The organism is Mycobacterium sp., from assembly GCF_036273375.1.
Taxonomy (GTDB): domain Bacteria; phylum Actinomycetota; class Actinomycetes; order Mycobacteriales; family Mycobacteriaceae; genus Mycobacterium.
The window spans coordinates 31,334-53,030 of record NZ_DASUHS010000096.1; the positions used below are offsets into that span (position 1 = coordinate 31,334).

The following is a 21,697-nucleotide window of genomic DNA, read 5'->3' on the forward strand; positions in this document are numbered from 1 at the left end:
CCTCTGTGTCTTGGCATGCTATCGGCGCTTAACGGTAGCTCCGGCCTAGCCTACCCGGCGTCAACTGCGACGACGCCGCGCCGAATGTCATTGATAGCGCGCTTGGCGGTGGCCCGTAATTCGGGGTCCGGAGCGGCGTTGCGGACCTGGTCCAGCAGGTCGAGCGTCTGGCGGCACCAGCGCACGAAATCTCCCGCGAGCAGGGGTGATCCGGTGCCGGCCGGGTCGGCGGCCGCCAGCGCCGCGGCCAGATCTCCGGTCCTGGCCCAGCGGTAGATGACATCGACGAAGCCGTCGTCGGGTTCGCGGCTCGGGGCGATCCGGTGCGTTTGCTCATCGGCGCGCAATGCCAGCGACAGCCGCGACGTCTGCTGCAGCGCCTGTCGCACTTGCTGGGTGGGCGCATCGGCCGCAAAGGCCGCCCCCGGACCCTCCCCGCCCCGGGTTTCGTACAGCACCGCCGACACTACGGCCGCCAGCTCAGCCGGCTTCAACCCCGACCACGCGCCGGTGCGCAGACATTCGGCGACCAGCAGGTCGCTTTCGCTGTAGATGCGCGCCAGCAACCGGCCGTCGTCGGTTACGCGAGGATCGCCGTCGCGTCCTTCGATGAAGCCCCGCTCGGTGAGCAACCCGACGATCCGGTCGAAGGTCCGGGCCAGCGAATTGGTGGCCGCCGCAACCTTTCTCTCCAACTGCGCGTTGTCGCGTTCGATCCGCAGGTAGCGCTCGGCCTGCCGGACCTGGGCTTCCAGGCCGGGTGTGTTGTGCGACGGGTGCCGGCGTAGCTGTTCGCGTAACGACGCCAGCTCCGGGTCATGGAAGCCGCCGTCGGAGTCCCCGCGGCCGCCGCGATGCCGGGCAGGGAGGGTCAGGCCGGCGGCAGCCGATCGCAGCGCCGACGCCAGATCGCGCCGGACCCGTGGCTGGCGGTGTTCGACCCGCTTGGGCAGTGACATCGAACCGACGGGAGCGGACGCCCCCGAATAGTCGGCCGACGAAATCCTGCCCGCCCAGCGGTTTTCGGTGAGCACCAGCGGTCGCGGATCAGAGCTGTCGCGGGCCGATTCCAGCACGACCGCCAACCCACCGCGCCGGCCATGGGTGATGTTGATGATGTCGCCCCGGCGCAGCGCGGAAAGCGCGTCGCTGGCGGCCTGCCGCCGTTGCAGCCGGGACGCGCGGGACTGCGCGCGCTCCATCTCGGTGATGCGTGCACGCATCCGGGCGTATTCGAGGATCGGGGCCTTAGGTCCGCCCATCTCGGCGGCGATCTCGTCGTGCATCGCGGTGCCCCGCTCGATGCCGCGGACCAGCCCGACGACGGAACGGTCGGCCTGATACTGCGCAAATGACTGCTCCAACAACCGATGTGCCTGCTCGGGGCCCATCTGCTGGACCAGATTGATCGTCATGTTGTACGACGGGGCGAACGAGCTGCGCAGCGGGAAGGTTCTGGTGGAGGCCAGCCCGGCCACCGCGGACGGCTCGGTGGTTTCCTCGGTGGGATTCCACAGCACCACCGCGTGGCCTTCGACGTCGATGCCGCGCCGCCCGGCGCGGCCGGTGAGCTGCGTGTACTCCCCCGGCGTCAGCGCCACGTGTTGTTCGCCGTTGAACTTCACCAGCCGCTCGAGCACCACGGTGCGTGCGGGCATGTTGATCCCGAGCGCCAGGGTCTCGGTGGCGAACACCGCCCTGACGAGTCCGGCGGTGAACAACTCTTCGACCGTGTGGCGGAAGACGGGCAGCATGCCGGCATGGTGGGCCGCCAAACCGCGCAGCAGTCCCTCTCGCCACTCGTAGTAGCCGAGCACGGTCAGGTCGGCGTCGGCGAGATCCCCGCATCGATGCTCGATCACCTCGGCGATCTGTGCGCGCTCCTCCTGGGTGGTCAGCTGCAGGGATGAGCGCAGGCATTGCTGGACGGCGGCATTGCAGCCGGCCCGGGAGAACACGAACGTGATCGCGGGTAGCAGCCCTTCGGAATCCAGGCTGGCGATCACGTCTGGACGCCCCGGTGTCCGGTAGAAGCGGGGACGCGACGGCCGTCCTGGGCTTCCCCGTCCCGCCTGCCGGCGGCGAGGCTGCCAATCGGTCATGCGGTCTGCCTCACGGCGGTGCGCGATGTGGCGCAGCAGTTCGGGATTGACGCGCGGTTGACGATCCGCTGCCGGTTTCTGGTTGTCGTAATCGAATAGATCCAGCAGACGCTTGCCCACCAACACGTGTTGCCACAGCGGCACCGGCCGGTGCTCGTCGACCACGACCGTCGTATCGCCGCGCACGGTCTGGATCCAGCCGCCGAATTCCTCGGCGTTGCTCACTGTCGCCGAGAGGCTGACCACCCGAACCTCGTCGGGCAGGTGCAGGATCACCTCCTCCCACACCGGACCCCGCATCCGGTCGGCGAGGAAATGCACCTCGTCCATCACCACATACGAAAGCCCATGTAATGCAGGCGAATCCGCGTAAAGCATGTTGCGCAGTACTTCGGTTGTCATGACAACCACGGGCGCATCGGCGTTGACGGACATGTCTCCGGTGAGCAGGCCGATGCGGTCGCGGCCGTAGCGCGCCGTGAGGTCGGTGTGCTTCTGGTTGCTCAGCGCTTTCAGCGGCGTGGTGTAAAAGCACTTGCCGCCGGACGCCAGCGCCAGGTGCACGGCGAATTCGCCGACCACCGTCTTGCCGGCACCGGTCGGCGCGCAGACCAGCACGCCGTGGCCTCGTTCGAGCGCCGCGCACGCCCGATGCTGAAAGCCGTCGAGCGCGAAGGGCAGTTCGGTGGTGAACCGGGTGAGCTCCACGAGCTCGGCCACGTCATGAGGCGGCGACGGATCAGGTGACATCGTCGTGTTGCCCGGCGGTGAACGACGGCTCCGGTATCGCGGTGGCCGGTTCGATGACGGATGCTTCGTCGTCGGGAATCACGGCCTGGGCTTCACGCTTGGCCTTCCGTCTGTCGTGCAGCCGGGAGATCTGGATGGCGAACTCCAAGAGGACGGACAGCGCCAACCCCAGCGCGGTCATCGAAAACGGATCGGATCCGGGGGTGAAGATCGCCGCGAACGCGAACATCCCGAAGATCAGGCCGCGCCGCCACGCCTTCAGCCGCTCGTAGGGCAGGACGCCGATGGCGTTGAGCATGACGATGAGCAGCGGAAATTCGAAGCTGACGCCGAAAACCACGAGCAGGTTAATCAGGAAGCCGAAATACCGGTCCCCGGACAGCGCGGTCACCTGTACGTCGCTGCCGACGGTCAGCAGGAAGCCCAGCGCCTTGGCCAGTACGAAGTAGGCCAGCACCGCGCCGACGACGAACAGCACCACGGCGGGAATCACGAACGCGACCGCGAAGCGGCGTTCCTTCTGGTACAGCCCGGGCGTGATGAACGCCCACAGCTGGTAGAACCACACCGGACAGGCGAGCACCACGCCGGCCGTCAGCCCGACCTTGAGCCGCAACATGAACTGGTCGAACGGCGCGGTGGCCAGCAGCCGGCACTGGCCACCCGCGGTGATCTCCGCGCGCGCCGACTGCGGCAGCGAACAGTAGGGATGGCGTAACAATTCGCCCAGGCTTTCCAGTCCGAAGATCGAATGCGAGTACCAGACGAACCCGAAAATCGTGGTCAGCAAGATGGCGGCCAACGAGATCAGCAGCCGGGTGCGCAGCTCGGTCAGATGGTCGACCAGCGACATGGTCGCGTCCGGGTTGGTACGGCTGCGCCGGTTACGAGGGTTGAGGCGCCTCAGCAGGCCGGAAGTGCGCGCTGAAACCTTGAAGACTTTCACGATGCTCGGTCAGTGCGCTCGGGCAGCGCGACGATGATGGCGGCTACGCCGGACGTGCTTCGCTGTGCCCCTGCTCGCTGGGCGCCGGCGCGTCGACCCGCTGCGATTGTACGGGCGTGGGGTTCGCCGCGGAGGCCTCGCTTTGGGTCCCCAAGGCCGACGTTTCCGCTTTGTTCTCCGTCTGCATTTCGCGGAGTTCGGACTTGAAGATCCGCATCGACTTACCCAACGAACGCGCCGCATCGGGGAGCTTTTTGGCACCGAACAGCAAGATCACGACGACCGCGAGGATCGCCCAGTGCCACGGACTAAGACTGCCCACTTTGATTACCTCCAGACGTTCACCCGATGCTACCGCAGTAGTGCCGTGTCGCGGCGGGCCCGCGCCGCCCCCTGACCCATGTCGCCTGGACTTTTATGAGCTCAGGGCTTCGTAGGACCTGACGGCAGCCGCCGCGGCATCCCGTACCCGCTGCGCCAGCGACGCAGGCCGCAGCACCTGCACGTCGAGCCCGAAGCCCAGCACCAGCCGCGTCATCCAATCCTCGGAGGCGTAGGTCATCACCGCCTCGCAGGATCCGTCCGGCAATTCGCGCACGTCGCGCATCGGGTAATACTCGAACATCCAGGACGCCGCGGGGGCCACCCGCAGCTTGGCCGACGGCAGCGACGGATCGCCGTCGAACAGCGAGGTGTCCGGCGGCGCGTGCAGCGCCGGCTCGGGCGGCGCTGCACGCTCGTCGAGCTCGGTGGCGTCCACGATCCGGTCGAAGCGGAACAACCGAACGCCCTCGGCCTCGCGTGACCAGCCCTCCAGGTAACTGTGGCCGCCGATCAGCAGCACCCGGATGGGGTCGACGACCCGGCTGGTCAGCGTGTCGTGCGAGGCGGAGTAGTAGTCGATGGCCAGCGCGTGCCTGGACTGGACGGCCGCGCGCACCGCCGCGGCGGCCCGATTCTCCACCGGTGCGGGCTCGTCGACGGCCGACGCCGCGGGTGACGCGTCGTGCCCGAGGGCCCCCGCGGCATCCTCGATCTTGGCGATGGCGCTGCGCGCGGCCTCGGGGTCGACGACCCCGGGGATGTCGGCCAGCGCCCGCAACGCCACTAGCAGGCCGGTGGCCTCCGGCGAGGTGAGCTTGAGTGGGCGGTCGATCCCCGCGGAGAACGTCACCTCGATGGTGTCCCCGGAGAACTCGAAATCGATGAGGTCGCCCGGGAAGTAACCGGGCAGACCGCACATCCACAGCTGGTTGAGGTCCTCTTCCAGCTGCTTGGCCGAGACCCCGAGGTCGACCGCGGCCTTGGACCGGGTGACCCGGGGATTGGCCTGGAAATACGGCACCATGTTCAGCAGCCGGATCAGGCGGGTGGACACGGGTGTCATGCGGACCCACCCCCGCGGCTCGGCGGTTGCCCCGCAACGACAGCGTCCACGCCCGCATGCGCGCGCAGCCGGGCCAGCACATCGTCGCGCAGCGACTGTGGTTCGAGCACCAGGGCGTCCGCACCGTAGCCGGCGATGTCACGGGCCAGCTGGTCGGCGGATCTGATGTCGAGTTCGATCACCTCGCCGTCGCGACCGCCGAGACGGCGCGAGTCTACGGGCCTGCCGGCGCGTCGTAGTGCCGTGGCCCGCCCGTCGGCCACCCATACTCGGGCCTGTCCGACCGTCGGCGTCGCCGAAACGTCGGTGACGGTCTGAACTACGATCTTGCGCAGGTCAATATCTTTCGGCACGGAGACGGCGCCCGGCGGACCGATCGGCGTGACGTTCGAACCGATCCGGGAGAGCCGGAAGGTGCGGGTGGCGTCGCGGTCGCGATCGTGGCCCACCAGGTACCAGCGGCCCTTCTCGGTGACCACACCCCAGGGCTCGACGGTGCGGGTGACGTACGGCTCGGCTCGGCTCGGCCGGTGCGGAAATTGCACGGCCTGCCGGGAGTCGATGGCGGACAACAGAATTCCGAGAACGTCCTCCGACCCGCGCAGACCCGGGACCCCGGCCGGCGACGCGATGGCGACCGGCGCGTCCGGATCGACGTCGACCCCGGCCGCGCGCAGTTTGAGCAGCGCGCCCTGCGTGGCGGTGATGAGTTCGGGCGACTCCCACAGCTGCGTCGCAACGGCTAGCGCGGCCGCCTCGTCGGGAGTCAGGTCGACCGGTGCAAGCGAGTAGGCGTCGCGGTTGATCCGGTAGCCCTCGGTGGGGTCCCAAGCCGACGCACGGCCGACCTCGAGCGGGATGCCAAGGTCGCGCAGCTCGTTCTTGTCGCGCTCGAACATGCGCGAGAACGCCTCCGCGCTGGGGCTGTCCGAATAACCCGCCACGCTCGACCTGATCTTCTCCGCCGAGATGTAGCCGCGGGTGGACAGCAGGGCGATGACCAGATTTACCAGCCGCTCGACTTTTGACGTCGCCATTGGCTCCAGATTATTCGATGGTCCTCGTCTGGCGCTTCCACCGGCCGTTCGCGTCGCGCTATTCCCTGCCACCACTTCTGCCTCGAGTCGGGGAGGTAGTGGTGACCTCGATCGTGCTGGCACCGGCGCTAGCACGTTGGAAAGTCGTCGTTCGATGCCGCGGCGGTGCCGTCGGGACTCTTGTGCAGACGACGAGCCGGCGTGCGGCTACATGCTCGCGATCAGGCGCTTGACCCGCTCGTCGACGGCCCGGAAGGGGTCCTTGCACAACACGGTGCGCTGGGCCTGGTCGTTGAGCTTGAGGTGCACCCAGTCGACGGTGAAGTCACGGCCCGCGGCCTGGGCCGCGCTGATGAATTCGCCACGCAGCCGCGCCCGGGTGGTCTGCGGCGGGTTGTCGACGGCCTCCGCGATGTCCTCGTCGGTGGTCACGCGCGCGGCCAGACCCTTGCGCTGCAGGAGGTCGAAGACGCCGCGCCCGCGCTTGATGTCGTGATAGGCCAGGTCCAGCTGAGCGATCTTCGGGTCGGACAGCTCCATGTTGTAGCGGTCCTGGTAGCGCTGGAAGAGCTTGCGTTTGATCACCCAGTCGATCTCGGTGTCGACCTTCGCGAAGTCCTGGCTTTCGACCGCGTCGAGCTGGCGGCCCCACAGGTCGACGATCTGCTCGATCTGCGCGTTGGGTTCCCGGGTCTGCAGGTGCTCGACGGCACGGCTGTAGTACTCGCGCTGGATGTCCAGTGCGCTGGCCTGACGCCCGCCCGCCAGCCGTACGGGCCGACGGCCGGTGGTGTCGTGGCTGACCTCGCGGATGGCGCGGATGGGGTTATCCAGCGAGAAGTCCCGGAACGGGACGCCGGCCTCGATCATCTCCAACACCAGCGCGGCCGTGCCGACCTTGAGCATGGTGGTGGTCTCGCACATGTTCGAGTCGCCGACGATCACGTGCAAGCGCCGGTACTTCTCGGCGTCGGCATGCGGCTCGTCGCGGGTGTTGATGATCGGCCGGCTGCGAGTGGTGGCCGAGGAGACGCCCTCCCAAATGTGCTCGGCGCGTTGGGAAAGGCAAAACGTTGCCGCCTTGGGGGTCTGCAGCACCTTGCCCGCGCCGCAGATCAGCTGGCGGGTGACCAGGAAGGGTAGCAACACGTCCGAGATCCGGGAGAACTCGCCGGCCCGCACGATCAGATAGTTCTCGTGGCAGCCGTAGGAGTTGCCTGCCGAGTCGGTGTTGTTCTTGAACAGGTAGATGTCGCCGCCGATGCCCTCATCAGCGAGGCGCTGCTCGGCGTCGACCAGGAGGTCTTCCAGCACCCATTCCCCGGCGCGGTCGTGGGTGACCAGCTGCACCAGGCTGTCGCATTCGGCGGTGGCGTACTCCGGGTGGCTTCCCACGTCGAGGTATAGGCGGGCGCCGTTGCGTAGAAAAACATTGGAGCTGCGGCCCCAGGACACGACGCGGCGGAACAGGTAGCGGGCCACCTCGTCCGGGCTGAGCCGTCGATGGCCGTGGAATGTGCAGGTGACCCCGAACTCGGTCTCGATGCCCATGATTCGCCTCTGCACGTAATCGAGGGTACTGGTTGTCCGACCGCGACGGTGAGCATGCCGCGCGCATCAATCCGACGAAGTGTTTCGTAGACCCTTGGGCGCGGCCGCGGGGCGCCCCTAACCACCCTTCGACTAACACCGCGGCCGTCGCCATTCGCTAGCCCACCGGCACCTTGGGCACCATCTGACCCATCAGCATCAGCGGATGTCACCCGCCGTCCGGGGTTTGGCGTGTCTAGTCGGAGGGTCCGCCTTCAGGATCCGACGGCTCACCGTCGCCTCCCGAGCCGTGGGAATCCAGCTCGCGCAGCAAATTTTCCAAGGTGGCGCGATTGATCCGCCGGAAAGCCCGTCGCGGCCGGTTGACATCCAAGATGGCAACTTCCAGGCTGCCCACGTCGAGCGTGGACTGGTCCCCATTCGAGGCCTCGCTACCGGCCCGCAGCGCCTTCACGGCGATACGCGTCGCTTCACGCAGATCGGCGTTCTCGGCGTAAGACTCCTTGAGCGCCGTGACGATCGGCTCGGTGGTGCCACCCATCACCACGAAATGCGGCTCGTCGGCGATCGATCCGTCATAGGTAATCCGGTACAGCTCAGGTGGTTTGCTTTCGCCGTAGTGCGCGACCTCGGCAACACACAGTTCCACCTCGTAGGGCTTGGCCTGCTCGGTGAAGATGCTGCCCAGCGTCTGCGCGTAGACATAGGCCAGCTGGCGGCCCGTCACGTCGCGACGGTCGTAGGCGTAGCCGCGGGTGTCGGCGAATTGGATTCCGCCGCGGCGCAAGTTGTCGAATTCGTTGAACTTACCGGCGGCCGCGAAGCCGACACGATCGTAGAGTTCGCTGATCTTCTGCAACGACCGTGACGGATTCTCCGCGACGAAGATCACACCACCGGCGTATACCAGCGCGACCACGCTCTTGCCCCGAGCGATGCCTTTACGTGCGAGCTCGCTGCGCTCGCGCATCGCCTGCTCGGGCGAGATGAAATAGGGGAAGCTCACTTCTCACCACCATCGGGACCGAAAGTGTCAGCGCGCGAACGGCTTTGGATCACTTCGCGGGCCAATTCGGCGATGCGGCTCTCCGGCACTTCAAGCGCCCCCTCGGCACCGATGGTGACCGCGGTGGGATAGATGCCGCGCACCAGATCCGGTCCGCCGGTGGCGGAATCGTCATCGGCCGCGTCGTAGAGCGCCTCGATCGCGACACGCACCGCGGAATCGCCGTCGGTGACTTGCGAGTACAACTTCTTCATCGACGACTTGGCGAAGATCGAGCCTGACCCCACCGACTGGTAGCCCTCCTCTTCCAGGTTCCAGCCGCCGGCGGCATCGAAAGACACGATGCGGCCGGCGCCTTCGGAGTCGGGCGCGTCGATGTCGTAGCCCACCAGCAGCGGCAACGCGATCAGACCTTGCATCGCCGCCGCCAGGTTTCCGCGCACCATGATCGCCAACCGGTTCACCTTGCCGGCGAACGTGAGTGGCACGCCTTCGAGTTTCTCGTAATGCTCGAGTTCCACCGCATAAAGGCGGGCGAACTCCACGGCGATGGCGGCGGTGCCGGCGATGCCGGTGGCGGTGTAGTCATCGGTGATGTACACCTTCTTGACGTCGCGCCCGGCGATCATGTTGCCCTGCGTCGAACGCCGATCGCCGGCGAGCACCACGCCCCCGGGGTATTTCAGCGCGACGATGGTGGTGCCGTGCGGCAGCTGCCCCATGGCGGCATCCGATTGCGAGCCGGACAGGCTTGCCGGCAGCAATTCCGGCGCCTGGCGTCGCAACAAATCAGCAAACGACGAGAGATCTATAGCGGGATTTGCCGGAAGTGCGTGGCCCGGTAGTGCGGAATTGGTGGACAGGCGGTTAGAGAAAGGCCAGGTCACTGTCCGCCCTTTTGGACATACGCGCGAACGAAGTCCTCAGCGTTCTCCTCGAGGACGTCGTCGATCTCGTCGAGCAGATCGTCGGTGTCCTCGGCTAGCTTTTCCCGGCGCTCTTGGCCCGCGGCCGTGCTGCTGGCGATGTCGTCTTCGTCGCCGCCACCACCGCCACGCTTGGTCTGCTCCTGAGCCATCGCCGCCTCCTGCGTTGTGTGGGCCCATTGAATGGCTTATTCACCGATCAAGCCACACTGCCCGTTGGTCTTTCCTAGCCTACCGGTCGACCCCGACGTTCCCGCGGTTAACCGGTACCTAGCTGGTGAGTTGTTCGACCAGTTCGGCGGCGCTGTCCACCGAGTCCAGCAGCGCCCCCACATGCGCTTTGCTGCCGCGCAGCGGCTCCAACGTCGGAATGCGGACCAGGGAATCACCGCCCAGGTCGAAAATCACCGAGTCCCAGCTGGCCGCGGCGATATCGGCGCCGAACCTGCGCAGGCATTCGCCGCGGAAGTAGGCACGGGTATCCGTCGGCGGTTTGTCCACCGCCTCGAGCACCTGGTGTTCGGTCACCAGGCGCTTCATCGAGCCGCGCGCGACGAGCCGGTTGTACAGGCCCTTGTCCAGCCGGACGTCGGAATATTGCAGGTCCACCAAATGCAGCCGCGGCGCCGACCAGCTCAGGTTTTCGCGCTGCCGGAATCCTTCGAGCAGGCGCAGCTTGGCCGGCCAGTCGAGTATTTCGGCGCATTCCATCGGGTCGCGTTCGAGTTGGTCGAGCACGTGCGCCCACGTTTCGACGACATCGGACGCACGCGGGTCGGGGTCGCGGCTGTCGACCAGCTTGGCCACCCGATCCAGGTAAATCCGTTGCAGCGCAAGCCCGGTCAGCTCGCGACCGTCCGCGAGGGCCACGGCGACGCGCAGCGAAGGGTCGCGGCTGATCGCGTGGACCGCGTGCACCGGCCGCGCCAGCGCCAGGTCGCTCAGGTCGATGCCGTGCGCAGGGCCCTCTTCGATCAGATCCAGCACCAGCGCTGTGGTGCCCAGTTTCAGATAGGTCGACGTCTCGGCGAGGTTGGCGTCGCCGATGATGACGTGCAGCCGCCGGTACCGGTCGGCGTCGGCGTGTGGTTCGTCGCGGGTGTTGATGATGCCGCGTTTGAGCGTGGTCTCGAGGCCGACCTCGACCTCGATGTAGTCCGAGCGCTGGGACAGCTGAAAACCGGGCTCGTCGCCGGAGGGCCCGATGCCGACCCGGCCGGAGCCGGTGACCACCTGCCGGGAGACCAGAAACGGGGTCAGCCCGGCGATGATCGCCGAAAACGGCGTCTGCCGCGACATCAGGTAGTTCTCGTGCGACCCGTAGGAGGCGCCCTTGCCGTCGACGTTGTTCTTGTAGAGCTGCAATTTCGCGGCCCCGGGCACGCTGGCGACGTGGCGTGCGGCGGCCTCCATCACCCGCTCGCCGGCCTTGTCCCAGATCACCGCGTCGAGCGGGTCGGTGCACTCGGGTGCGGAGTATTCGGGGTGCGCGTGGTCGACGTACAGCCGCGCGCCGTTGGTCAGAATCATGTTGGCCGCACCGACCTCGTCGGCGTCGACCACCGGGGGCGGCCCGGCCGAGCGGCTCAGGTCGAAGCCGCGGGCATCCCGCAATGGCGATTCCACCTCGTAGTCCCAGCGGGTGCGCTTGGCGCGCTGAATGCCCGCTGCTGCCGCATAAGCCAAAACTGCCTGCGTCGATGTGAGGATCGGATTGGCTGTCGGGTCGGATGGAGATGAAATCCCGTATTCGACCTCCGTCCCGATAATCCGTTGCATGGCTTAAGCGTAGGCCGCGCGACGAAGCGGCCCGCGCGGCGGGGCGCGGAGGAGCCGGCCAATTGGGTCCAGCCGCGCGACGAAGCGGCCCGCGCGGCGGGGCGCAGACGAGCCGGCCAATTGGGCCCAGCCGCGCGACGAAGCGGCCCGCGCGGCGGGGCACGGAGGAACCGGGCAGCGGCCCCGCCGATGTCCGGAAATTGCCAGTCCGGCAACCACTCCGATAAGGCCACCGCGGGTGACCTGCGGCCGTAGGGTGAGCCGGCATGGAGCTACTTCGCGGCCGCGCTCCTGGCCGCCGGGCCGAGCCGAGTGCCGCGGCCGAAAGCTGGTTTTTGGGACGCGGTTTGCCGTCCGTACTCACGCGGCGCGCGCGGTGGCGGCGGCTCTGGACGCGGTCGGCGCCCATGCTTGCCGCGTACGCGGCGCTGCAGGCCTGCGTCCTCGCGGTCTACCTGATCACCGGCGGTCACGACGTCGAAATCAGCGGCGAACCGACGACCTCAGAATTGGCCGTGCTGATTCTGCTCGCGCTGGCCCTGCCGTCGATGGCCGTCGTCGGCTGGCTGGTCTCCCGGTCGCGGAGCCGCAAGACACGCACCGCGATAACGACGTTGTCGGTTCTGTTAGTGGCGTGCGTCGGAGTCACCGTCGGCGACGTCATACAGGAGGCCGTCGTCGTAGCCGCCGTGCTGATCCTGACCGGCAGCGGGATCGGATCGATTCTCGGATGGGCGGTACGGATGATGCTGTCGCACTTTGCGACGGTGGGCGCCTTGGCCGTTCGGGCGTTGCCGGTCGTGCTGCTGACCGCCTTGGTGTTCTTCAACACCTACGTCTGGCTGATGGCCGCGACTATCAGCGGCAACCGGCTGGCTCTGGCCATGGCCTTCCTGGTCGCCATCGCGGCGGCGTTCGTCAACTCGGCCACGCGAGAGCGCGTCAGGCCGATGCTGCAATCGGCGACGGTGCCGCGCGACGAACCCGAAAAGCTCGCGGGCACACCGTTCGCCGGGATGCCCAACGTCTCCGAAGGGGCACCGCTGAAGAAGTCGGAGCGTCTCAACGTGGTATTCGTTCTCGCCGTCTCCCAGCTGGCGCAGATCATGGTGGTGGCGGTGGTGACCACCGCGATCTACTTGATTCTGGGGCTCATCGTGCTCAGCCCCGAACTGCTCAACCAGTGGACCCACACCTACAAGAGCAGCGCGACGGTGTTCGGATTCACGCTGCCGGTGCCCGACTCGCTGATCCACATGACGCTGTTCCTCGGTGCGTTGACATTCATGTACATCAGCGCCCGCGCCGCCGGCGACGCGGAATACCGGTCCACGTTTCTCGACCCGTTGATCGACGACCTGGACACCGCTTTGGTGGCGCGCAATCGCTACCACGGCGCCGCCCGGTGACCGTCCGTCGTGTTGACGGCACCGACACCAGTGATTAATTTCACCCTGTGTCCGCCCCCGAATCCGGCCGCGCCGTCGGTAAGCACGCACTCGACCTGTCCGGGAAGCGCTACGGCGAGGTACTCCTCGTAACACCCGGCGAGGCGGGCCCGCAAGCAACGGTTTACAACAGCTTCCCGCTCAACGACTGTCCCCAAGAGCTGTGGTCGGCGCTGGACGCGCACGCCATCGCCACCGAACACGGGGCGGCCGCAGCCCTGCTCAACGGTCCCCGGTATTGGCTGATGAACGCCATCGAAAAACCTAGGCAGGGCCCGCAGATCACGAAATCCTTCGGCGGGATCGAAATGATCCAGCAGGCCACCGTCCTGTTGTCGTCGATGAACCCGGCGCCCTACATCCCCAACACAGTCAACCGCCACACGGTGTTCGTCTTCAACGCCGGTCAAGAGGTGTACGAACTCATCGATCCCCAAAGCCAGCACTGGATCATGCAGACCTGGAGCCAGGTCGCCGATGCCACCTTGTCGCGCGCCGACCTACCGGGCCTTGCCGACCGGCTCGACCTGCCGGCCGGCTGGGCCTACCAACCGCGCGTGCTCACCGACGAATTGCGCGTGGATACGACGCAGCGCCCCGCCCACGTGCTGCAGGACAATCTGACCAACAGCTATTCGTTGGTGACCGACTGACCACCGGCGGTGCCGAGGCCTACAAGTACTGACCCAGGTTGGATTCGGTGTCGATGGCCCGCGATGCGCTCGACGACTTGCCGGTGACCAGGGTGCGGATGTAGACGATCCGCTCGCCCTTCTTGCCCGAAATCCGTGCCCAGTCATCGGGGTTGGTGGTGTTGGGCAGGTCTTCGTTCTCGGCGAACTCGTCGACGATCGAGTCCAGCAGATGCTGGATACGCAGACCGGGCTGCCCGGTCTCCAGCACGGACTTGATCGCGTTCTTCTTCGCGCGGTCGACGACGTTCTGGATCATCGCCCCGGAATTGAAGTCCTTGAAGTACATGACTTCCTTGTCACCGTTGGCGTAGGTGACCTCCAGGAATCGGTTGTCGTCGATCTCGGCGTACATCCGCTCGACGACCTTCTCGATCATCGCCCCGATGCAGGCCGAACGATCGCCCCCGAACTCGGCCAGGTCGTCGCCGTGCACCGGCAGCGACTCGACCAAGTACTTCGAGAAGATGTCCTGTGCCGCTTCGGCATCCGGCCGCTCGATCTTGATCTTCACGTCCAGACGTCCCGGCCGCAGGATGGCGGGATCGATCATGTCCTCACGGTTGGAGGCGCCGATCACGATGACGTTCTCGAGTCCCTCCACACCGTCGATCTCACTGAGTAGCTGCGGAACCACGGTCGTCTCGACGTCCGAGGACACCCCGGTGCCGCGGGTGCGGAAGATCGAGTCCATCTCGTCGAAGAACACGATCACCGGTGTGCCTTCCGACGCCTTCTCACGGGCGCGCTGGAAGATCAGCCGGATGTGCCGTTCGGTCTCACCGACGAACTTGTTGAGCAGTTCCGGGCCCTTGATGTTCAAGAAGTAGGACTTGGCTTCGCGGGCGTCATCACCGCGCACCTCGGCCATCTTCTTGGCCAACGAGTTGGCCACGGCCTTGGCGATCAGCGTCTTGCCGCAACCGGGCGGACCGTAGAGCAGCACACCTTTGGGCGGGCGCAGCGCGTACTCGCGGTACAGCTCTTTGTGCAGGAACGGCAGCTCCACCGCGTCGCGGATCTGCTCGATCTGGCGAGTCAGGCCGCCGATGTCCAGGTAGCTGACATCGGGCACCTCTTCCAGGACCAGGTCTTCGACCTCGGCCTTGGGGATGCGCTCGAAGGCGTACCCGGCCTTGGTGTCGACCAACAACGAGTCGCCGGGACGCAGCTTGCGCGGCCGAGTGTCGTCGTTGAGCGCGTCGGGATGGCCTTCCGGCAGGTTCTCGGCGACCAGTGGCTCGGCAAGCCAGACGATGCGTTCCTCGTCGGCGTGCCCGACGACCAGGGCGCGATGCCCGTCGGCCAGCAGTTCACGCAACGTGGATATCTCGCCGACCGATTCGAACTTGCCGGCCTCGACGACGGTGAGCGCCTCGTTCAGGCGGACCGTCTGACCCTTGCGCAGCAACGGGACTTCGATGTTCGGCGAGCACGTCAGCCGCATCTTGCGACCGGAGGTGAACACGTCGACGGTGTCGTCCTCGTGGGCGGCGAGCAGGACGCCGTAGCCACTGGGCGGCTGCCCCAGCCGATCGACTTCCTCACGCAGCGCCAGCAGTTGCTGGCGGGCCTCTTTAAGGGTCTCCATCAACTTCGAGTTCCGCGACGCGAGGGAGTCGATGCGCGCTTCCAGCTGATGCACATCGCGCGCGGAGCGGGCGCCGCCATGTGAGCCGGCGGTCTGGTCGAGTTGATCGCGCAACATCGCCGCCTCGCGGCGTAGTTGCTCCAACTCGGCCTCGTCGCCGCGGGAACTCTCTGATTCGTGGGGGGTTCCGAAAGCTTCAGAACGCTCTGAGCTACCCATCTTGCGCTCCTTTCCCACACCGAATTGGCGCGGCGGATACTTCAAAGCTACCGGCCATTGCCGACTGATGTACGTAGTCAAATACCCACGAAAAGTTAAGATTTTCGTCACGCTGGTAATCTCGGCCACTAATCGTGATGATCGAAAGGGCCGCCGTGACCGCAAAAAGCCTCACCACAGGCTCGGTCCGCGTCGCCGTCGTAGCCCCCGCCGCCGGTGTGACTTCGGTTCCACCCATCGGCCTGACCTTAGCGACTCCCTTCCTCCGCGAAGCGGCCAGAGCCGCCTAGCCGGCCGGCCGACTGGATGCACCGCCCACTGTCCGTAGCGCTGAGCGCCGCCACCGCCCTTGCGGCGGTCGGGCTCTCGGCGTGTTCGTCGCCTCACCCGAAGACTGGTTCGTCGCCCGCCTCGTCGTTGCCACCCGCCTCGTCGAGCCAGGTTGCTGCGCCGGTCACTACTCCCCTGCCGCCGTCCGAAGCCCTCACCGACGTGCTCACCCGACTCGCCGACCCGAACGTTCCGGGCGCCAGCAAGGTGAATCTGGTGGAAGGCGCGACGCCCGAGAGCGCGGCCACCCTGGACAAGTTCACCGGCGCGCTGCGCGACAATGGCTATCTGCCCATGACCTTCAACGCGAACGACATCGCTTGGTCGGACAAGAACCCGTCGAACGTGAAGACCACCATCGCTGTTCACACCGCCCAGGCCAACAACGCCAACTTCACCTTTCCGATGGAGTTCACTCCGTTCCAGGGCGGTTGGCAGCTATCGCGGCACACCGCCGAAATGCTGTTGGCTTTGGGGAAGTCGCCGACGGCTCCGACTTCGGGGAATCTCCCGCCTCTGCCCCCGCCGGGCCCGCCCCCCGCGCCGCCACCACCCGAGCCCGCGCCGGCACCAGCACCACCACCGCCACCTGCGGCTCCGCCGCCCGCACCACCATCCCCGGCTCCGCCGCCGCCCGCGGAACCTGCTCCCGCCCCTGCTCCCGAGCCCGCCCCCGCTCCGGAGCCCGCCCCCGATCAGCAAAACCCGCCGGGTTGACCCGCGGCATGTGGATCGGCTGGCTCGAATTCGACGTGTTGCTGGGCGATGTTCGATCACTCAAACAGAAGCGGTCGGTCATTCGGCCCGTCGTCGCCGAGTTGCAGCGCAAGTTCAGCGTGTCGGCGGCCGAGACGGGTTCGCACGGGCTGTACCGGCGAGCCGGCATCGGCGTCGCCACGGTGTCCGGCGACCGAGGCCACGCCGTCGACGTCCTGGACGCGGCCGAACGGTTGGTGGCCGCGCATCCCGAGTTCGAGCTGCTGTCCGTGCGGCGCTCGCTGGTGCGCAGCGAGGACCTCGCCTAGCCCAATGGTGGCGACCCGCGGGCGCCCGGCTACCCCGCGCTTGCGATCGCCACTAGCCCAATCGTGGCGACCCGCGGCGCCCGGCTACCCCGCGCTTGCGATCGCCACTAGCCCAATGGTGGCGACCCGCGGCGCCCGGCTACTCCGCGCTTGCGATCGCCACTAGCCGTCGCGGCCTTCGCGCTTGCGACCCAACGGCACGGGAGCGACGACGCCGGGCGCGAGCCGTCGCGTAAAGATCAGGAAGGCCGTGTGTCCGCGCATCGAATGCTGCGGCCGGACTGCGAGACCTACGACGTTCCAACCGCGTTGCAATGTCTCCCAGGACCGCGGCTCGGTCCAGCACTGCTGCGCCCGCAGGGCCTCGACCGCGCGCGACAGCTGGGTGACGGTGGCCACGTAGATGATCAGTACGCCGCCGGGGATCAACAGCCGCGCGACCGACTCCAGCACCTCCCACGGCGCAAGCATGTCGAGCACGGCGCGGTCGAAGGATCCGTCCGGCAATTCGGAGTCGGAGACGTCGCTGATGATCAGTTCCCAGTTGTCGGGTGCCTGACCACCGTGAAACACCGACACGTTGCGTTCGGCGTGCTCGGCATGGTCGGCGCGCTGTTCGTAGGAGGTCACCCGGCCTTCGGGCCCTACCGCGCGCAGCAGCGAACAGGTCAGCGCGCCAGAGCCGGCGCCGGCCTCCAGCACCCGCGCGCCCGGGAATATGTCGCCCTCGTGCACGATTTGGGCGGCGTCCTTGGGATAGATCACCTGGGGTCCGCGCGGCATCGACATGACGTAGTCGATCAGCAGAGGCCGCATCACCAAGTACACAGCGTTGTTGCTGGACTTGATCACGCTGCCCTGCTCCAGCCCGATCAGCGCGTCGTGCGGAATCGACCCGCGATGCGTGTGGAACTCGGCGCCCGCGGTGAGCACCACCGTGTAATGCCGACCCTTGGCATCGGTGAGCTGGACACGCTCGCCCACGGTGAACGGGCCGGTTACGGACACGCGGTCCAGCGTGCCAGCCGACTCGCCGCCGCAGGTGCTTGGGGGTTGTCGGCGCCCAGTCCTAGGCTGCCGACATGACCGTCCAGCCGGAGGCAACGCAGTCGGAGGCACCGCAGTCGGCGGAGCGCCCGGCGGGGCATGCGTACCGCCCGGCCCTGTCGCCATCGCGTGCGGCCGACTTCAAGCAGTGCCCGCTGCTGTACCGGTTCCGGGCCATCGACCGGTTGCCCGAGGCGCCGTCGACCGCGCAGCTGCGCGGATCCCTGGTCCATGCCGCCCTACAGCACCTTTACGACCTGCCCGCCGAGCAGCGCGGTCCCGACACCGCGATGTCACTGGTGCAGCCGGCGTGGGAACAAATCATCGCCGCAGCGCCTGAGATCACCGCCGAGCTGGATCCGGCGCAGCGAACCCAGCTGCTGGTCGAGGCGCAGGCGCTGCTCGCCGGGTATTACCGGCTCGAGGACCCCACCCGTTTCAACCCGGAGTGCTGCGAGCAGCGGGTGGAGGTAGAGCTCGCGGACGGCACGCTGCTGCGTGGCTTCATCGACCGGATCGACGTCGCCGCCACCGGCGAGCTTCGTGTGGTCGACTACAAGACCGGCCAGGCGCCGCCGGCCGCACGAGCCCTGGCCGAGTTCAAGGCCATGTTCCAGATGAAGTTCTACGCGGTGGCGCTGTTGCGCTCCCGAGGTGTGCAGCCCACCCGGCTGCGCCTCATCTATCTGGCCGACGGTCAGGTGCTGGACTACACGCCGGATCACGACGAGCTGCTGCGGTTCGAGAAGACGCTGATGGCGATCTGGCGGGCCATCCAATCCGCGGGGCAGACGGGCGATTTCCGTCCCACCCAGTCGCGGTTGTGCGACTGGTGTCCCCACCAGCAGCACTGCCCGCTGTTCGGGGGGACCCCACCTCCATACCCGGGGTGGCCGGAATCTCTTGCGGTGCAAACCGATTCGCACGCAACCGAACCTGCTGCCTAACTGTTGGCTCGATGGTGGCGAGCCGCCGCGCCCCGCTACGCCGCGCTCGCGATCGCCACTAGCCCAGCGGCGAGAGCTCCTGCAGCATCGTGGGAATCAGCTCGCTGACCGTGGGATGAATGTGCATCGTCCGCGACAGCGTGGTGTAGGGCGCTTTGGCCGACATCACGTCCAAAATGCCGTGGATGGCCTCGTCACCGCCAACGCCGAGGATGGCGGCCCCCAGAATCTCTTGGGTGTCGGCGTCCACCACGACTTTCATGAAGCCTTGCGTCTCACCCTTTTCCACCGCCCGGCCGACTCTGGTCATCGGCCGCTTGCCGACCAGCGCCTTGCGCCCCGACGCGCGGACCTGATCGACGGTCATGCCGGCGCGCCCGAGCGGCGGATCGATGTAGAGCGCGTAGGTGGTGATGCGTTCGCTCACCCGGCGCGGGTCGTCGTCCAGCAGATTGGCGGCGACGATCTCAAAGTCGTTGTAGGAGGTGTGGGTGAACGCGCCCTTGCCATTGCAGTCGCCCATCGCCCAGATGTGATCGACGCTGGTCTTGAGCCGGTCATCGACCACGATGTAGCCGCGGGCGTCGGTCTGCACCCCGGCCGCTTCCAGGCCCAGGTCGTCGGTGTTGGGTCGCCGGCCCACCGCCAGCAGCAGATGGCTTCCTTCGACCGGGGCGGCACCCTCGCGAGGAGTCAGCTCGAACCCCTTGCCGGCCTTGGTTATTCGCACATCGTCGGCATCGACGATGATCTCGATGTCTTCGGCCCGCAAAATTTCTTCCACGGAGGTCGAGACATCCTCGTCTTCGCGCGACGCCAGCCGCGGTCCCCGTTCGACGACGGTCACCCGGGCTCCGAATCGCCGGTACATCTGCGCGAACTCCAGCGCGATGTAGCTGCCGCCGACGATGACGAGATGCGTTGGCACGGTGTCGAGTTCGAGAACCGACACGTTGGTCAGGAAGTCGACATCGGACAGGCCCGGGATGTCGGGCACCACCGCACGTCCGCCGACGTTGAGGAAGACGCGGTCGGCGCGCAACGCATCGTCACCGACTCGCAGCGTGTGTGGATCCTGGAAAACGGCGTGACCGCGAAACACGGTGCAGCCGTTCATGCCCTCGAGCCAATCCTCGACGCCCTTGCGGTCGCCGAGCATGATCTCGTCCTTGCGGGCCTTGACCTTCGCCATGTCGACGCTGACCGGTCCGGTCCCGACGCCGTATTCCGCGCCGCGGCGCGCCAGATGCGCGGCATGCGCGGAAGCCACCAGCGTCTTGGTTGGGATGCACCCGGTGTTGACGCAGGTGCCGCCGATCAGCTTGCGCTCCACCACCGCGACGCGTTGCCCGGCTGCGGTCAGTCGGCCTGCCAACGGCGGGCCGGCCTGGCCGGCGCCAACGATGATCGCATCGAAACGTTCTGTCACTTAACCGCTGTCAGCAGGTACTCGGTCAGCACGTGGCCCGTCGCCGCGAGGATGGCGAACCCGCCCACGATCGCGACGACGTCCTCTAGCAGCGCGATCGGCAGATCCTTACCGCCCGTCGCGGCCACCAGCCGTTTGCGCGCCTGGTACCCGCCGAGAGTGCCCAGCACCGCACCGATGACGCCGGCGCCGAGCGCGGTAAACGTCCAGTGCGGCCAGGCGCCAAGGGCCGCGCCGGCGAGCCCGCCCGTGGCGATCCGGGCCGCGAAGATCAGGGGCGCGGTGCGCGCCGGCGTCTTGGGCAGCTTGTCGTTGATCAGCTCGCCCACGGCGAGAACGGTGAAGATGATCACCGTGATGATGCTGGCCATCCAGCTTGCCCACGTGCCATGCAAATCGATCCAGCCGATGAAGGCGGCCCAGGCGACGACGGCGGGCGCAGTCAGCGAACGTAGCCCGGCCACGACGCCAATCAGTAAAGCCAGCAAGACAAGGAGTGCGTGTGTCACGAAAGACCCTCCTGGGAAGACGAACACCGGCGACCAATGCGGGGACGGTCCACACGCCAACCCGGGCAGTCCCCGAGGCGGACGCTAACACAGCCGCGGGTTTTGCACCGCGTGCGCGATCAGAACCGGCAAAACCTGATGTCGGACCCCAGGATCGCCTTGGCGCCGATGGCGGCCAACTCGTCCATGATCTCGTTGACGCCCCGGCGCGGCACCAGCGCGCGGATGGCGACCCAGGCCGGGTCGGCCAGGGGTGCGATGGTGGGCGACTCCAGCCCCGGCGTGATCGCCGTGGCCTTGTCCTGCACCGAGCGGGGGCAGTCGTAATCGAGCATCAGATATTGCTGGCCGAACACCACACCCTGGATCCGCGCCACCAATTGATCGCGCGCCGCCTGCGTCCCGGACTTACTGCTCTGGTCACTCTCGATCAGCACCGCTTCGGAATCGCACAGCGGGTCGCCGAAGGCCTCGAGGTTGTGCAGGCTCAGGGTGCGCCCCGAACCCACCACGTCGGCGATCGCGTCGGCAACGCCGAGTTGTATCGAGATCTCCACCGCACCGTCGAGCCTGATGACGGTTGCCTCGATACCGCGCCCCGCCAAGTCTTTTCGGACCAGATTGGGATAGGCGGTGGCAATCCGTCTGCCGGCCAGATCGGCCATCTCCCAGCCGCGCCCTGCCGGCCCCGCGTAGCGAAAGCTCGAGGAGCCGAATCCCAGCGCCAGACGTTCGCGCACCGGTGCGTCGGAATCGCCCACCAGGTCCCGGCCGGTGATGCCGAAATCCAGCTCTCCCGAACCCACATAGATGGCAATGTCTTTGGGCCGCAGGAAGAAGAATTCGACCTGATTGGCCGGATCAATGACGGTCAGATCTTTGGAATCGGTACGGCGCCGGTAGCCCGCCTCCGCGAGGATCTCGCTGGCCGGCTCGCTCAGCGTGCCCTTGTTGGGAACCGCAACCCGCAACATCG

The 21,697-nt window shown here is 67.0% G+C and carries 19 protein-coding genes and 1 pseudogene; 5 read left to right on the forward strand and 15 right to left on the reverse strand.

The window, feature by feature from the left end; translation table 11 throughout:
* Positions 1 to 50: 50 nt before the first annotated feature.
* From VFW69_RS09345 to dop, 10 genes are all read right to left on the reverse strand, one after another.
* Positions 51 to 2,822, reverse strand: a complete 2,772-nt coding sequence (locus VFW69_RS09345; protein WP_526500427.1) for a DEAD/DEAH box helicase — start codon at positions 2,820 to 2,822, stop codon at positions 51 to 53.
* A gap of 19 nt (positions 2,823 to 2,841) precedes the next feature.
* Positions 2,842 to 3,798, reverse strand: coding sequence for a twin-arginine translocase subunit TatC (tatC, locus tag VFW69_RS09350; protein WP_526500429.1), 957 nt, complete (start codon positions 3,796 to 3,798; stop codon positions 2,842 to 2,844).
* Positions 3,799 to 3,841: 43 nt separating this feature from the next.
* Positions 3,842 to 4,120, reverse strand: a complete 279-nt coding sequence (gene tatA / locus VFW69_RS09355) for a Sec-independent protein translocase subunit TatA (RefSeq protein WP_463829759.1) — start codon at positions 4,118 to 4,120, stop codon at positions 3,842 to 3,844.
* Between the two features lie 93 nt (positions 4,121 to 4,213).
* Positions 4,214 to 5,185, reverse strand: a complete 972-nt coding sequence (locus VFW69_RS09360; protein ID WP_526500431.1) for a helix-turn-helix transcriptional regulator — start codon at positions 5,183 to 5,185, stop codon at positions 4,214 to 4,216.
* Positions 5,182 to 6,222: a helix-turn-helix transcriptional regulator gene (locus VFW69_RS09365; protein WP_526500433.1), complete on the reverse strand. Its 1,041-nt coding sequence runs from the start codon at positions 6,220 to 6,222 to the stop codon at positions 5,182 to 5,184. Before VFW69_RS09365 ends, VFW69_RS09360 begins: the two co-directional genes overlap by 4 nt.
* 207 nt (positions 6,223 to 6,429) lie before the next feature.
* Positions 6,430 to 7,788, reverse strand: coding sequence for a Pup--protein ligase (gene pafA, locus VFW69_RS09370; protein WP_156749990.1), 1,359 nt, complete (start codon positions 7,786 to 7,788; stop codon positions 6,430 to 6,432).
* A gap of 220 nt (positions 7,789 to 8,008) precedes the next feature.
* The gene (prcA, locus tag VFW69_RS09375) at positions 8,009 to 8,779 is read right to left on the reverse strand and encodes a proteasome subunit alpha (RefSeq protein WP_526500436.1); all 771 of its coding nucleotides are present in this window, start codon (positions 8,777 to 8,779) and stop codon (positions 8,009 to 8,011) included.
* Positions 8,776 to 9,666 (reverse strand): proteasome subunit beta, encoded by an 891-nt coding sequence (prcB, locus tag VFW69_RS09380; protein ID WP_526500438.1) that lies wholly within the window; start codon positions 9,664 to 9,666, stop codon positions 8,776 to 8,778. The genes prcA and prcB overlap by 4 nt, the downstream gene beginning before the upstream one ends.
* On the reverse strand, positions 9,663 to 9,857 hold the full coding sequence (locus VFW69_RS09385; protein WP_067352126.1) for a ubiquitin-like protein Pup: 195 nt from the start codon (positions 9,855 to 9,857) through the stop codon (positions 9,663 to 9,665). The genes prcB and VFW69_RS09385 overlap by 4 nt, the downstream gene beginning before the upstream one ends.
* A gap of 118 nt (positions 9,858 to 9,975) precedes the next feature.
* A complete protein-coding gene (dop, locus tag VFW69_RS09390; protein WP_526500441.1) occupies positions 9,976 to 11,484 on the reverse strand; it encodes a pup deamidase/depupylase in 1,509 nt (502 codons plus the stop codon).
* A gap of 266 nt (positions 11,485 to 11,750) precedes the next feature.
* Between dop and VFW69_RS09395 the strand changes: the two genes are divergently transcribed.
* Together VFW69_RS09395 and VFW69_RS09400 are read left to right on the forward strand one after the other, a co-directional pair.
* The gene (locus VFW69_RS09395) at positions 11,751 to 12,893 is read left to right on the forward strand and encodes a hypothetical protein (protein WP_526500443.1); all 1,143 of its coding nucleotides are present in this window, start codon (positions 11,751 to 11,753) and stop codon (positions 12,891 to 12,893) included.
* A gap of 47 nt (positions 12,894 to 12,940) precedes the next feature.
* Positions 12,941 to 13,585 (forward strand): hypothetical protein, encoded by a 645-nt coding sequence (locus VFW69_RS09400; RefSeq protein WP_526500445.1) that lies wholly within the window; start codon positions 12,941 to 12,943, stop codon positions 13,583 to 13,585.
* Between the two features lie 19 nt (positions 13,586 to 13,604).
* Here VFW69_RS09400 and arc read toward each other — a convergent pair whose 3' ends face one another.
* Positions 13,605 to 15,434 carry a proteasome ATPase gene (gene arc, locus VFW69_RS09405; protein ID WP_526500447.1) on the reverse strand — a complete coding sequence of 610 codons (1,830 nt, stop codon included), beginning with the start codon at positions 15,432 to 15,434 and terminating at the stop codon, positions 13,605 to 13,607.
* 306 nt (positions 15,435 to 15,740) lie between these two features.
* Here arc and lppK point away from each other — a divergent pair.
* Positions 15,741 to 16,346, forward strand: a pseudogene (lppK, locus tag VFW69_RS09410) (lipoprotein LppK); the annotation flags it as partial.
* Positions 16,347 to 16,489: 143 nt separating this feature from the next.
* Positions 16,490 to 16,789, forward strand: a complete 300-nt coding sequence (locus VFW69_RS09415; RefSeq protein ID WP_526500449.1) for a DUF503 domain-containing protein — start codon at positions 16,490 to 16,492, stop codon at positions 16,787 to 16,789.
* A 162-nt stretch (positions 16,790 to 16,951) separates the two neighbouring features.
* Here VFW69_RS09415 and trmI read toward each other — a convergent pair whose 3' ends face one another.
* Positions 16,952 to 17,797, reverse strand: a complete 846-nt coding sequence (trmI, locus tag VFW69_RS09420; protein WP_526500451.1) for a tRNA (adenine(58)-N(1))-methyltransferase TrmI — start codon at positions 17,795 to 17,797, stop codon at positions 16,952 to 16,954.
* 74 nt (positions 17,798 to 17,871) lie between these two features.
* Here trmI and VFW69_RS09425 point away from each other — a divergent pair, with 74 nt between their 5' ends.
* Positions 17,872 to 18,783: a RecB family exonuclease gene (locus VFW69_RS09425; protein WP_526500453.1), complete on the forward strand. Its 912-nt coding sequence runs from the start codon at positions 17,872 to 17,874 to the stop codon at positions 18,781 to 18,783.
* A 58-nt stretch (positions 18,784 to 18,841) separates the two neighbouring features.
* Here VFW69_RS09425 and VFW69_RS09430 read toward each other — a convergent pair whose 3' ends face one another.
* From VFW69_RS09430 to hisG, 3 genes are all read right to left on the reverse strand, one after another.
* Positions 18,842 to 20,212 (reverse strand): FAD-containing oxidoreductase, encoded by a 1,371-nt coding sequence (locus VFW69_RS09430; RefSeq protein WP_526500455.1) that lies wholly within the window; start codon positions 20,210 to 20,212, stop codon positions 18,842 to 18,844.
* On the reverse strand, positions 20,209 to 20,721 hold the full coding sequence (locus tag VFW69_RS09435) for a DUF4126 domain-containing protein (RefSeq protein WP_526500457.1): 513 nt from the start codon (positions 20,719 to 20,721) through the stop codon (positions 20,209 to 20,211). The genes VFW69_RS09430 and VFW69_RS09435 overlap by 4 nt, the downstream gene beginning before the upstream one ends.
* A 119-nt stretch (positions 20,722 to 20,840) precedes the next feature.
* Positions 20,841 to 21,695 carry an ATP phosphoribosyltransferase gene (gene hisG / locus VFW69_RS09440; protein WP_526500459.1) on the reverse strand — a complete coding sequence of 285 codons (855 nt, stop codon included), beginning with the start codon at positions 21,693 to 21,695 and terminating at the stop codon, positions 20,841 to 20,843.
* Positions 21,696 to 21,697 lie beyond the last annotated feature (2 nt).